Genomic DNA, 14,017 nt, shown 5'->3' with positions numbered 1-14,017 from the left:
GTTGATGAATGGTAGTGTCCTGTAATCTATGGTTTCATTTTATAATAGATTAATCATGCGGTTGGGAGAATTTTTTTTAGTCACTCATATTTGATAGAGATAAGAAAAAACAAAAAAATACCGATGTTTGGTTTAATCCAATTTATCATCGGTATTTATAGACCACTACATATAAAGACATAAAATCACAGTATAGCAAAATTAAATATCATGCGATTTTCCTATTATATACAAATCCATCTTTATCATTCATTGTTATTGGAATTTAGCCAGACTTTGACTGCATATAACAGAAAGTAGATGCTCATAAAACAACTTTAGATAATTTTTCCAAATCGTAATTACAATAACAGGGAACAATCTGTTCATTTGAAAATTTATGTTCCACCAATATATTTCTTTTAGAATCCAAAGACATCCTTACAACAAAATACTGTATTATTTCCAGATTATCACCACTACCATCTATTTTTAATTCTTTTCCATTTGTAAACAACGTCGTTTTTACACAAATCACAGATTGCACTATACTATGTTGATTGGTTTTATACCAAATATCAGCAGGATTAACATTAACTTTTTTTAGTATTTCAGATGATACATCATCTGATTCACATTGAAAGCCCCTTGTCGCTTGTTTATCATTAACCCATCCTATGTTTTGCCATGATTTAATTTGATTATCTAACACAATTTTCTGTGCATGTTGTTCCGCTAAATGCTTTATTCCATCAGCATAAAATGTATCATATGCCATATGGGGTTCATCCGGCATAAACACAGATGTATATGCCGTTGCTAAAGATAAGTATATCGACAAGCATACAGTATATATGCCATAAGCCACTAAACAAAATATAATAAACGCGGCTCCACCTTCATCCTTATTTTTCGGTATAAATTTCCCCAAATCTGTATCCCAATGTCCCTCTACACGCATCTTACATTCCTCCCACATATTATAATTCACAAGCGACAACGCATATTATTTTCGGGGCACATATGCTTCTATTATGAATTTTTTACCATCGAAATACATAAGATAATCTCTCTTGGCATTATTACTATAAAATGCTGTTGTTTTTCCTGCGACCACTTCATCAACAGCCTCATTTAAAACATCTGGAGAAACATCAACATAAACCACTTTATTTACAAACAATAACAGTTTATCTTTGTTTTCTATATATTTTCCCTCTGGCAGCTGGAATGCTGCCCCATAAATATAGCCATTTTTGTTAACCAAAAAACTGGCTTCATACCCTCCGTTAAATTTCCAAACATATAAATCACTATTTTGGTCACTTGCCTGCAAACCAACAGATACTGTTTTATAATCCTCCCATCTTTCATCACTTTCAAATGAGGCCACCACCCTATCAACTCCGACCGCATCATTTATTTGTTCTCGAATTTCTTCTTTCTTTATACTTTCGACCAATGCAATTTTGCTACGATCCATATTATCATATATATCTGTTGCCTGGGCATATAACAAGAAAATGCAAAAAACGACTACTGCTGATATTATTTTTACGGCATATAAAAAAGCATCATTACTAACTTCATCAGGAGTTCTTTGCTTTTCACCAGACCACAGACCATACATGACATATAAACCATATCCTATTGCAGCAAAGAACATAATAATGAAAACTATCGCTATTATTGTATGTTCTCTTTCAAAATACTGCATCGTCATATCTATTTTATCCCAAGCAGCAGCTATAGTTCTCAATACATCCATTCAATCACCGCTTTCCCAAAAACGTGAATGACTTAAAAACATTCTTCATTGCTGATTTCACTTGATTAATTTTCTTTTTACTATCATAGTAAGAATGCAATTCTATTCTAAAAGTTTCTTCTTGCTCTTTTGTAATTTTTAAATTATCAATGAAATTATCAAGTGATTTTTTTTCGGCAAATATTCTTACAACATCTGGTATTATCCAAACAAAATACTCATGGATATTCTCCTCTTGTCCATCCATAATCAAGGGAGAATAATGAGCCAATTCATCCCAGACGATATGCCCAGTTTTACAATTCTGCAAATAGCAGCCTAATTTCAGCATACATAATCTACTTGGCGGCTGTATCTGTTGACTGTTCACACAATCATCAGCCATACCAATAATGTTCATCAATTCTCGATCCAGCTTTTTGAACGGTATCTCACTCAATATATCTGAAATCAAATTGGCCACATATTCGATTGAACGTTTAGAGTTTTGGGTTTGTTCCAATAATTCAACTTTATATTTAAATGATTTTTGTCGATCAAAATCATTAAGTCTATCATAATAGTGCCTCAAGAAAGGATAGTAATAATTTTCTATACGAATTTTGCTGTCTTTAACCATATGGGATAGCAACAGAAGCAAATATCGGCATATACCAATTTCTTTAGCTTCTTCCAACGCTTGAAATATCACATTAAAGATTACCTTCTCACATTCAGCTGTTATTTCATCCAACCAAGAGTTTCCATGCTGCAACCGGCTTTGCAATCTTTCAATGAAGAAATCACGCTGCCATATTTTTCTCTGTTCCAACGTTATACTGCCAAATTCAGCAAACGTCTGATCCTCATGCATAATCATATCTATGTTCAAGCCCAGTTTATCTGCATTTTCTGACAGGCTCTCCATTTTTCCTTTAAAATCAGTTCCATCCTTAGCTGCTGTAAATAAAATGATGATCATATTGGCAAAGCGGCCTTTCAGCTGTCCACTCAAATCCCACCCTGTCCTATCTACAGCTTGGACGAAAAATGATTTCAGGCATAAGAACAGCTCCAGATCGTTGACTCCATTCATCCCATCCATTATTGGCGGAATAACACGTTCTAAAAATTCATTATTACCATATTCATTAGCAAAAGTCAATGCTCTATCCAGCTTATGTATATCCATTGACTGATGCTTTTCCATCATTAAATACAATCTATAGGCATCATACAATTTGTCGTTAGCTAAATGGAACGTGAAATTTTCCTCCAAATATCTATGGAAGATCTTCAGTTCGTCATATTCATTATCATCCAAAAATCCAGATAAAACAAAATCCAGGAATTCTTCTTGGGGAAACTTAGGATAACAATCACGTTTCAAATCAAACACATAATGATGCATTGCATTATTTACAGAAAACTTTGTTCCTTCTTCTAAAACGCCACATATCCTTGCCTGTGAAGTGTCTGGATTATATTCATATGTGTTAAAATTCAAGCGCTGAGCAAAACTCAAAGGCAAGGCATATTCCAAAGCAGCAATCCAAAAAATGATATTCTCTGCTTCATCTATAATCACTACCCGTTTTTTTTCACGACGAAAATACAACAATGCTGCCAACATATGTTTATAGATTTCCAAACGGTTAGCCTGCCCAAGGAACTCCTTGATAGAAGCAACACTTATCATGCTGCCAGGTTCCCCAGTTGGCTCCGGCAAATAAGCCGGTACATTAGGATCATTGACCTCTTCATATTTCATCGCTCTGCGGAGCATAGGGCTTTCCCAAAATTCACAGGGATATTGCTGCGTCAGCTGCTTCTGAAATACAATCACATGGCTCATGTAATTGCCAAAACGCCCCGTTGCCCCCATATAGTCATGACCCAAATATGTATTCTGGGCTAATGCACAGGAACCATCCCTAAAAAAGCGGTAAAAGAAAGATGATGGCATCGCCTTTGCTAATTCATCCGTCATAGATTGTCCGGCAGAAAGGCGAGGGTGCGTATATGAAAACATATTCTGCACCTCGGCAATCATAGACTGAGGAAACTGCCTGTCATGTGAAAAAATCTGCAGGCCATCACCTGCTCCCCTTATGCCGCACCGGCATGATGTGTATATTATTTGGTGCAAACTCATATTAGTAATCACCTCTTATCCATTTCGTTATTGCACAGCTTTCAAGATACCTTCCTGATGCCATAACCAAAGCAGAGGATCTGCTATGCGATGTGGACTAGGCCGGGCAATTATATGTTCACCTTTTTCATTGGTTTTCGGATTATTATTCTTCCCTAATGCCGACACTGCAAAATAATGCACATTACTGAAATTATTGGCTAATTTCCGGATAAGCCCCCCAGCGCCATTTTCTTCCAAAAATCCTTTTACCTCGTGGTCTATCTGATTGCCATCAGCTGTCACAAACCCCCGTGCCTGTATATGAGGACTCGTCTGACCAATAGCAGCATCCGCATCCAAAAAAGGTATGAACATATCGCATTTTGAAACCACAACTGCCAAAGGTATGTCGATAAGTTCCGTGCCTTTCAGACCTTTCTCATGCCTTATGCGCTCTGCTATCTGCTCAATAACGTTCAATGTCGTATCCAATCCGTCCATTATCAAATCTTTTTTCGCTTTACCATATGCCGCATTACGGATCGCCTTCTCATCCTGCAATTTGGACACGAATTCCGTCAGATGCATCGGATCCAACAAAAACACGATACCTGTTGAATAACTCAGATAACGGTTGGCGATATTGATACTGCTCCTATTTTCCAGATCTTCACCAGCAGCATCAAATAGATATAAATCAAAACTCTTCCTTATAGGATTTCCTAAAGACGGAATCCACGAAGGAAACATCGATTTCTCATCATACTTGAAATTATAAATAAACGGACGATAAGCACCACTCTCCTTCGCATTAAGAATACTACTCTGTGTCTGTTCTAAAATTCTTCTTGCATCATTTGGTGCATACATGAATTTACCAAAAACATCATTATAGCGATTCCTGGAATCATTTACACTTTCTACACATCCTGAATTTTTATTACGCCCCAGAATTGATGTAAACACACCATCTGCTTCAAGTATTTCATGAAGCAGTACACCTAAAAAAACACTTTTACCAGCACCACGCTGTCCCAATACAGATACAATCATATTTTTTTCATTTTTAGGGTTGTATACATATTCTGATAATTCATTGTGACAATTCGGACAAATTCGCATATAGCTTCTCTCACCGCATTTATCGCATATAGCCCCCTTATTCTTAATTGCGTCTTTAACATTTCCAGAAGGAGAAAACACATGGGCATATCTAGCAGAAATGTTCATTGTCATTTCTTCATCTTCTATTTCATTACCTACATCCACATCATTCTTACGGCGTGCAATCTCCTTCGCGTTATTTTTCATCCCGCTTTCATACCATTCCAGCCTGTCATCTGGTTCTTTCTCGCAATGTGGATTAGCACAGCGAAATAAGATTTCTTCCACGTCATGTTCGGTATAGCAAAACGGACATAAAAACTTCACTTTTTTCACTCCCTTGCACCTTAAAGCTCATATATTCCCTTCGTACTTCTCAAAGAATGTCCATCCTCTTGAAACACGCTTATATACATACCTTTTTCCAAATCATTCACTTCAAGCTCTTTTTCCCACATTATTTTTCTTTCATCTTGTTTAGATATGATCCCTAAAACACGTCCATCGTTTATGTTATTCGGTGAACTCCCATGTTTGCAAACAATTGTCAATTTAGGCAAGGGAAAGGAAACATTATCCACATGAGAAAATTTGAATTTTATCTTTTCAATTTTACCAACTACCCAATATTTTTTCTCTGTACTATAGTCAAAACGAATTTTCTGGCGAATACGTGACGACAATTCCATATGTTGCGGTTTTGATAAATCTGCAGTTTCTCCATTATCGTTCATCTTCCAATTGTACACAGTAAATATCGAAATATATACTTTATCAGCAGGAATGTTCTCTATCCATAACTTCCCACTGTTTTCATACGCTGTCATGGAAATATAATTCTCTCTGCTTTTATCTCTGTGCCGCCCCTGAGGGTAATCCTCACTGTCATATACCACCAAAAATCCATCCATTCCTCCAGGGAGCTGTTTTGGAATGGACAAGCTAATCGTTGCCCCATTTGTCACCATAGAGTCCGATACCCGGCAGACTTCGCCCAAAATGCCCACAAAAGGCAACGCATATGCATTTTTGTATCCTCTCTTAGCCAGAGGAGAATCTGTTCCTGTTGAATACTTTTCGCCACGTTTGGCAAAAACATTGTAATAATATGTTTTTCTGGTTCTGATGCTCTTGTCTTCAAATGATATTGCTGCTCCGCAGTAAATCTCTTCACCATCATCTACTTTTATGATGGGTTTATCGCCACGAACCAGAACATATTGACAGGCGGCTTCATCTGGCAATGACTTCCAGGATATAAAATTGCAGCATTTATCTGCATCACAAATTATCTGCAATCCTTTTACTGCCTTAGGTGGCGGCATCCATTTTGCTGCGTCTGGTAAATCCCTGCATATACGCAAGGCCTCCGCACATGCTTCAGCCTGCCTGCTGATATTTTCATCCGTGCGCGGTTCTTTATCCAATGCCTTAGCCTTATCCAACATCTTCATTGCTTCGGTGTAGCAGTGGTTCATCTCAGTAGCAAAAGCATCATTCTTAAAGTCCGGTGCCTTTTCCTGAATCTGCTGATAAAGTTTTCTCGCTTCACAGTAGCGCCGTTCCCGCATGGCTTCTTGCATTTTATTGCTCAAGGGTTCCAGTTCAGACCTTTGCTTCTGCATCCTGCCCAGCAGTTCCTGCCCTCTTTGATTTTTCGGCCAAATATCTTCTGCCTGCTGCCAATACCCCTCAGCCTGCTCAAACTGCAAAGAGTGAAGCGAATCCTCAGCTCGCTGATACAGACCGAAGATTTCCTCTAGCCCTGCCATAGGTGCCCCACAAGAAACACAAGCCGTCGCACTTTGATAATTCAATATCTGGCAGTTATGACAATTAACACATTGAACATCCAAATTATTCTTGGCACAAAACGCTAATATAAGATCTTTAGCTTCAGCTCCGTTGTCCATACATTCTGATAATGCCTGCTCTGTTTCAGACACCGATGCTGCATCTACCCTTAAGGAATTTGCCCGATTTATCAAATCATCCAGCAAGGATTTACGTTTCTCAAATGCACGATACATTTCTAAAGAACGTACACCATATTTATATTTTGCAATATTTATTATACTATCATATATTTTCCCCTCTTCAGTTTGAGCACTATTTTTAGAATTTTTTAACTTTCTTGCTTTTTCATCACAGCGGCGTATAATTTCCTCTTCCATGGCTGTTTCCGGCAAATCGAGATATGTATAAACATTATCTTTGCCTAACTTTTTTTGCAAGGCACGAAGACTTCCCTTTTGGCCTTCACTTATTCCTGACGGCAGCTCATAGTATTTTGCCAACAAGTCAACCTTTTGCCCACTCTGACACTCTATAAAATGTATTTGTGATAATTCAAGCTGATAACGTCTGGCTATTTCATGGCGTTTCTTGTCATCGAGAAGATGATTTCTTGCTGCTTCATTCAAATCTCCTCTGACCAGCTGGAAGATCTTTCCGGCCTCAGTTTGCATCTGCTGCCGTTGAGGGCTTGCAGTCAACAGTATATTAATTATCATTTCCTTGTTTCTGTTTAACCAATTCAGGTGATCATTATTCCCATTCTTTGACCAATATTCCTCTTTTGTTACTATGGCTTTTTCTATTTTCTCTTTCTCCGTCACTGGAGGATCAAAAGGCAGTTGCAGCAGAAGATAGTAATTCACATTTCCTTGCCGATTCATATTTTACACTACTCCTAAGTTATAATCTTATTTATTTTACTGCTAGTTGAACCTATAACTTGCGCAATACGTGAAAACTCACTCCTCAAATTATCCAAATCAGTCAGAGATGATAGGTCCTTCATGGAAGATATCTGCTGCAAATAGTTTTCGTCCGCCGCACCGAATCCTAAGGCGATAATCTCTATGCCTCCAATTTTACAACGCTCTGCCGCTGACAAGCCTCTATCATCAGCACCATCAAACCAGTAGCCATCTGTAAGAACCACGATATACTTAGCATCATCACAATCTGCTAATGCATTATAGGCAGACGTCAATGGCTGTTCATTCGTCAACGCGCCATAATCACCTATACGGATGTGGTTCACGATATACATCAATGCATCATAATCATCAGACAGCGGTGCAATCAACTTCGCTCTTTCTGCAAACCCAATTAGGCCGATTCTTGTCTGGGGTGCTGTGACGGAAATATTTCTGATAAAATCATTGACTGCTTTTTTAGCCATATCAAGCGGCGCTCCGGCCATACTTCCTGATACATCAATGGCCAGCATAATCGAAATATCCTTTACAAAATGATCTGCAGGATTTTCGTCCGTCCAGTTCATATCCTCTGGAACTTTCTCTATACGCACCGGCAAATCACCCCGCCTGCCATCCTGACTGGCAGATACCTTCACCACGCCATTGGCATCATATTGATAATTTACGGCAATCCTGGTCGTATTTGATTTAGTTGGCGTAATCCCAGAAATAACATAACGATGCACAATATCATTATCCAGCGGACGCAGATATTCCCCTATCAAAACATAAACATCCATTTCTCTTGGCCGTTTGCCCGTCACCAATTCATAGGTCTTTGTGCCGCTGGCAGGTACCAACGTATTTTTCGATACGATCGTGCTGTTGATATAGGAGGTGCCCTCCAAAGATACCGCTATGGTTCCCAAGGCATGAGCCGTCACATCCCGTATGCTCTTTGCTCCTTTCAGCGACAATACTGGTTTCGTTTTTGCCGCTGGCAGAGAATGCCTGACTGCTGTCTGTTCCATATTGGCACGGATTGCCGCCCCCAATGCTACAGCTTCATCAGGATGCACTCCAGCCAACGGTTCTTTCCCCGACATTTCTCGCACATAATCACGAACCATGGTCATCCTGGTAGAACCGCCTACCAGAATAACTCCATCTATCTGATGCCAAGTTATACCTATAGATGACATAAGATCATCAATTACATCCTTGGTAATCAGCATTAGGCTGGCCGATATCTCCTTGAAAATTTCTTGAGAGAACTCCAGCGAACACCTGACGCCACCAAAATTCATAGGCACATTGATTTTCTGCCGCTGACTGAGTTGTTTTTTGACCTTCTCCGCCAATACACGCAAAGTACTTCTTGCTTCCCAATCATCATAAATATCAACATCATACCTTTCCAGCAACTCATCCATAAGATATTCGGCAATACGGTCATCCCAATCCTTACCTCCCAGGGCATGATTCCCATTTGTTCCCAAGACCGTAACACAGTCCTGCTCTATGCGAGCAATGGTTACATCAAAAGTGCCGCCGCCCAAGTCATAAATCATGATGGTATTGCCAACTGCCGTATCATTCAATCCATAGGCTAGGGCTGCCGCTGTAGGCTCATTGATAATGGTCTGTACATGGAGACCTGCCCTCTTGCCAGCCTCCAGCGTAGCCTCTCTTTCACGATGTCCAAAATATGCTGGCACCGTTATAACTGCTTCCTCAATGCGTTCTCCCAGACCGGATTCTGCCTCAGCCTTCAGCTTGCTCAGCAGGATAGCGGATAAGTCCGTAGCATTATAACGTTTTCCGTGCATATTCAAGCCAAAAAGTTCCACCCCCATGCTGCGTTTAAAGAAAGATGCCGTATTCTCATCACCAGCCTCTTGTTCATTCTTCGCATCCTGGCCAAATAATATCTGACCATCTGGCTTAAAGCACAAAACTGAGGGCGTAAGAACCTCACCATAACTATTGGGAATCAGGCAGGACTTACCCGATTGTTCATTTACATAGGCTACTGCACTATATGTGGTTCCCAAATCAATACCTACCCGAATCCCCATTCTGTACCACTCCTTAAACTACTGCTATGCGCTGGGATTTTTCCTTCAATTTTTTAACTTCTTCTGCTGAAAGCATGGAACCAGCAGTTGCCTGCATGGTGACAAAAAGTTCCCCACCATTGGTAACATCCTTAGCCGTTACTTCCAAGATTCCTTCCTTGGTTAGCTTGAATGTCACATCCAACGGAGAATCTGCCGGCAGATTCCCCGGCAATTCCAAAGTTACTGTTCCAAGCTCATCCGCGTTGCCATTCTCTATCTCATTCACATCATAATACTCGACAGACATATCGCTTTCATATACCATTATCTGCGCATTCATCTGATTGGCTTCATCCGTACCAAATCTTTGCGTTACGACTATCTCACCATTCTTCATCTTAGCATTCTTGATGATGAGATTCTGACACTTTTCTTCCTCATGATTCACTACCACCTTCAAGGCATAACTCTTGGTGGACGCCATGGTAACAGCCTGACGGATGCTTACCTTATTATTTTTGAACCCTGGAATAGAAGTTGTCTTTACCGTAGCAGCTGTCTGGTACTTGGCTGCTTCTTCTTTTATTTCTTCATCCTGCATATCGAACGTGCCATTTTTCTGCTGTTCCTGCCAATGTTCCACCCGGCCTTCATACTCAGCCAAAGCCGAAATTGCGGCTCCCTTGGCTACTGCTTCATCCGGATCAAGAATCTGCTGAGGAATATCATACCGTTCAGTCAGAGCAGTTGCCACCTGTGGCATACGGGTAGAACCGCCTACCAGCAGAATTTCATCAATAACAGTCTTGGCGGCAGTTTTACTGTCATTTCGTACCTGTTCCAAAGTCCGATTGAATACAGCATCTTCTACGCCCTCATTTGCACCAGTCCCCTGCTTTTTGGCCATAGCCATAGCAATGGCTCTATCTGTACAATCAATGGATCTGTTCAGCAAACTTTGCGTAAGACTGTCAAAGATTTCTCTGGTAAGTTCAATCTGAGCCCTTCTGCCAGCCACATTCAACGTCACCTTGGTCTGCCCACGACCAGACAATTCTTTTTTTGCCTTTTCCGCCTTGTTACGCAGTTCCTGCAAATCTTCCGGCAGCCAATCATCTTCCTGCATATCGCTATGCTGCTCTTGGAACTCATCTTTCAGATAATCTACCACGGCCTTATCCCAATGCTGGCCGCCCAGCGCCTGATCCCCTTCATAGCAGACAATTTCTGCCCGTCCATCGCTAGCAATTTTCATTACCGTTACATCAAAGGTGCCACCGCCCAAGTCATAGACCAGAACAGTCTTATCACTTCCCTGCTGACGAGTCAAATAAGACAGTGCCGCGGCCGCTGGCTCACGAATGATGGCCAGGACATTAAGTCCGGCAATCTCTCCAGCATGCTTGGTTGCCAGGCATTCTGCAGTGCCAAAATATGCCGGGCAGGTAATCACCACATCTTTTACTTCCGTTCCCAGCTGCTCAGCAGCATCTTTGGTGACCTTGCGCAATATATGAGAAGATACTTCTTCTGGCGATATTTTCTGTCCATATGGAGCAAAATCAAAGTCATCTTTCCCCATATGTTCCTTCACAAAAGAAACCGTTTTTTGAGGTTCGATAACAGCATTTTCCTTGGCGACTTGCCCTACAGTCACATTGTTTTCATCCTCAAAGAACACCACGGAAGGAGTCGTATTGTCTCCTTCCATATTCTTTACCACAGTAGGCATTCCATTTTCATCCACATAAGCAATGCAGGAATAAGTAGTACCCAAATCAATACCAAAGACAAATTTATTCTGTTCACTCATTGTTATTCTCCTCCGTTTCAGCAGCATTGGGTTCTTCGTATACATAGCGGACCACCCGCTCCGTATATATCACACGATCATTATATTTATATCCATTGGACAGGGAAAAAGCTATTTTACCATGTTCGTCTTTCTTGTCCGTGGCCAAGGTTTTTACAGCTTTATGTCTATGTGCTGAAAATTCACTACCAGCCTCACTTTGATAGCTGTTTACATCATATTTTTCCAACAGCCACGAAAGCTCTCCCTTGGGATACTCCGCAAAATCTTCCAAGGAGACAATTCTCTCCTCAGGGGATTTTTTTTCAAGCCAGCTTACAGTCTTCAGCATATCCTCCCGCAGTGCTATAATGTCCATAAGCAAAGGTTGCATAATCCTGCCATACATACCTTCCTTGTATTGCTGCAATTCCTTATGCATATTTACGCGAGATTGCTCTTCAAAGGTTGTATGGGCAATCCTCTCCTCGAATAATTTTTCTAGCTCCATCAATTTCTGCGCGACTTCCTGCCATCCGGACTCTATCGTCTCCTCAGTATTGGATTCTATTGTTTTAGCATCCTCGTCTACTTGTTCAACCGACTCAGCAGGTGACTCTGTCTCCATTTCTGGGAGTTGCTCATCAGGTTCACTCACCACAGCCTTTTCTTCTGCTTTTGTTTCATGATTTTCAGCCTTCGTTTCTTCTTCAGTCAACACCTGTTCCATCATCATTCCTCCCCACATATTGCAGCATCATATTCTGTCCATGGCTTCACGGGATCATGAAAAGTATGTTCCTTCCATATATTTCCAATCCCTCGCCTATCTGCCTGACCAATAATCCATTCCATAGGAGCCATAACGCCCTCAGGCGTAAACGATGTAGTTCCTGCGGTATGCCCCATGGCACTACAAGCAAAAAATCTTATATTCTTAAAATTGTATTCAATGCTATTCAGAAACGCCCGCCCCCCATTAACGTGAAGAAATTTTCGACATAAATAATCTTCTGCCTCCATAGGTGTCAAGAATGTTTGCGGATATCGCTGGTACAACTTTTCTACTGCCAATCCTCCTAACTGTTGAGAGAAATCCGCCAAATCAATTTTACTTATCACCACTGCCAAAGGAGCCTTGGCTAAATCACGCTCACTGAGTCCACTAACAGCTCTTATCTTCTGTATAAAATTTTCAAATACTTGCTGAATTTCCCCTTGACTAGCGCTATTTCGATCTATATCCGATAAACTATTCACGTACTTGTCCCTAATTTTCGGCAGGGATAGAGGATCCAAAACAAATACAAATCCATTACAGTATTCATATTGCTTTTGCCTCTGTACGTTTTCATCAGCTGTCGTGAAAACTTCCCCGGCAATATCATAAATATGAATGATTCTCGGGAGCTCAAAACTTTCATGTTTGATATAAAAACTAAACGATATAGCCCCTGATGAAACCGATGTTTTCTCTGTACTACCATGCTGGTAATTTTGTTTCAGATCATCAGACAATCTTTGACTTTCACTATCAAATGGCCTATATTCCACTTTGTTATCCTTCATAAAGTTATCTTTAAATTTTACGAAAAAAGCTGTCAAAAATGCTGTTTTTCCTGCAGATGTTCCGCCTATTATAGGAATACATATCGTCTGATATTCACGATCATGTCCCATAAGTCTATCTGTGCAATATGGATTAGAACAAACAGCCTGCAATGTATTACGACCATTAAAAAAATTCGTTGGCAGCTTTTCTCCGCACTCACAAGTTCGTTTCCATAAACCAAATTTTCCTGGTTTTAATTGTGTATGCCATTTATGGCAGTTGGGACATTCATACCATGGGAGTTCTTGCCGTGTATGACAACTAGTACAAGGTACACCATAGATTTTATTGTATTTTCTATAAGCACAGTCTATCCCCCATAAAACTACAGCAGCAATATAAACAACTGAAGCTATGCCTGCCATTAGAATAACATGAATTATAGAAATTACAGCTGTAAATAAAGAGCCAAATATTATAAGCATAGCCATTGCTACCGTAAAACCTATCTTTGATACCAGTGCAATCCACCAAGGTCTATTTTCATACTTTTTCATCTCCAGATAAAAGACCTTCAAATACCCATAATTCGCAGCCCAGGCACCATTTACAATATTTAGGCAATCTTCATATCCAGGTCCAAAGAAATAGCTTGTTCGTGGTTTGGCAATTTTGGTATCTTGTTCATTCGTCAGCATTTGTCCCATCAATAGCTCCTCCATGATTTCGTTTGTGCATAACATCCTTAAATGAAGCAACATAATTCGCTATAGCAAAATAAGCTCCTATTATGGCTCCAATAAAAACTGTTCCAGCTATAATAATGGCAACCATATTCAATACAGTAGGCCCTATCGCAGCAACAACTCCGATGATAAACATCACTATTTTGCATATAAGCCATATAACAATTAATGCGCCAATAAGTTGTGGCATTT

10 protein-coding genes are annotated in these 14,017 nt (G+C 40.1%); all 10 read right to left on the bottom strand.

Features of this window, described 5'->3' with window-relative positions:
- Positions 1 to 304: 304 nt before the first annotated feature.
- The 10 genes from DL94_RS0103530 to DL94_RS0103485 are packed head-to-tail and all read right to left on the bottom strand — an operon-like array spanning position 305 to position 14,015.
- Entirely contained in the window at positions 305 to 940 is a 636-nt protein-coding gene (locus DL94_RS0103530; RefSeq protein WP_028128961.1) for a hypothetical protein, read from the bottom strand.
- A gap of 45 nt (positions 941 to 985) precedes the next feature.
- Complete coding sequence (locus DL94_RS0103525; protein WP_028128960.1) at positions 986 to 1,747, bottom strand: hypothetical protein; 762 nt, start codon at positions 1,745 to 1,747, stop codon at positions 986 to 988.
- Positions 1,748 to 1,751: 4 nt separating this feature from the next.
- Positions 1,752 to 3,881, bottom strand: a complete 2,130-nt coding sequence (locus tag DL94_RS0103520) for a GAP1-N2 domain-containing protein (RefSeq protein WP_028128959.1) — start codon at positions 3,879 to 3,881, stop codon at positions 1,752 to 1,754.
- 27 nt (positions 3,882 to 3,908) lie between these two features.
- On the bottom strand, positions 3,909 to 5,303 hold the full coding sequence (locus DL94_RS0103515) for an Rcat domain-containing protein (protein WP_156031660.1): 1,395 nt from the start codon (positions 5,301 to 5,303) through the stop codon (positions 3,909 to 3,911).
- 11 nt (positions 5,304 to 5,314) lie between these two features.
- Positions 5,315 to 7,645, bottom strand: a complete 2,331-nt coding sequence (locus DL94_RS0103510; RefSeq protein WP_028128957.1) for a tetratricopeptide repeat protein — start codon at positions 7,643 to 7,645, stop codon at positions 5,315 to 5,317.
- 14 nt (positions 7,646 to 7,659) lie between these two features.
- Positions 7,660 to 9,753 carry an Hsp70 family protein gene (locus DL94_RS14110; RefSeq protein WP_051586281.1) on the bottom strand — a complete coding sequence of 698 codons (2,094 nt, stop codon included), beginning with the start codon at positions 9,751 to 9,753 and terminating at the stop codon, positions 7,660 to 7,662.
- A gap of 13 nt (positions 9,754 to 9,766) precedes the next feature.
- The gene (locus DL94_RS0103500) at positions 9,767 to 11,548 is read right to left on the bottom strand and encodes an Hsp70 family protein (protein ID WP_028128956.1); all 1,782 of its coding nucleotides are present in this window, start codon (positions 11,546 to 11,548) and stop codon (positions 9,767 to 9,769) included.
- The gene (grpE, locus tag DL94_RS0103495) at positions 11,541 to 12,263 is read right to left on the bottom strand and encodes a nucleotide exchange factor GrpE (protein ID WP_197020703.1); all 723 of its coding nucleotides are present in this window, start codon (positions 12,261 to 12,263) and stop codon (positions 11,541 to 11,543) included. The genes DL94_RS0103500 and grpE overlap by 8 nt, the downstream gene beginning before the upstream one ends.
- A complete protein-coding gene (locus DL94_RS0103490; protein WP_028128954.1) occupies positions 12,260 to 13,786 on the bottom strand; it encodes a TRAFAC clade GTPase domain-containing protein in 1,527 nt (508 codons plus the stop codon). Before DL94_RS0103490 ends, grpE begins: the two co-directional genes overlap by 4 nt.
- Positions 13,764 to 14,015, bottom strand: coding sequence for a hypothetical protein (locus DL94_RS0103485; RefSeq protein ID WP_028128953.1), 252 nt, complete (start codon positions 14,013 to 14,015; stop codon positions 13,764 to 13,766). Before DL94_RS0103485 ends, DL94_RS0103490 begins: the two co-directional genes overlap by 23 nt.
- Positions 14,016 to 14,017 lie beyond the last annotated feature (2 nt).

This window comes from Selenomonas sp. AE3005 (genome assembly GCF_000686945.1).
Taxonomy (GTDB): Bacteria; Bacillota; Negativicutes; order Selenomonadales; family Selenomonadaceae; genus Selenomonas_A.
This window is presented reverse-complemented; position numbering and strand designations above follow the sequence as displayed.

Coding starts and splice junctions, on each gene's coding strand:
- DL94_RS14110 (WP_051586281.1), bottom strand. CDS start 9,753: ATGGGGATTCGGGTAGGTATTGATTTGGGAACCACATATAGTGCAGTA.
- DL94_RS0103520 (WP_028128959.1), bottom strand. CDS start 3,881: ATGAGTTTGCACCAAATAATATACACATCATGCCGGTGCGGCATAAGG.
- grpE (WP_197020703.1), bottom strand. CDS start 12,263: ATGATGATGGAACAGGTGTTGACTGAAGAAGAAACGAAGGCTGAAAAT.
- DL94_RS0103510 (WP_028128957.1), bottom strand. CDS start 7,645: ATGAATCGGCAAGGAAATGTGAATTACTATCTTCTGCTGCAACTGCCT.
- DL94_RS0103525 (WP_028128960.1), bottom strand. CDS start 1,747: ATGGATGTATTGAGAACTATAGCTGCTGCTTGGGATAAAATAGATATG.
- DL94_RS0103490 (WP_028128954.1), bottom strand. CDS start 13,786: ATGGGACAAATGCTGACGAATGAACAAGATACCAAAATTGCCAAACCA.
- DL94_RS0103485 (WP_028128953.1), bottom strand. CDS start 14,015: ATGCCACAACTTATTGGCGCATTAATTGTTATATGGCTTATATGCAAA.
- DL94_RS0103500 (WP_028128956.1), bottom strand. CDS start 11,548: ATGAGTGAACAGAATAAATTTGTCTTTGGTATTGATTTGGGTACTACT.
- DL94_RS0103530 (WP_028128961.1), bottom strand. CDS start 940: ATGCGTGTAGAGGGACATTGGGATACAGATTTGGGGAAATTTATACCG.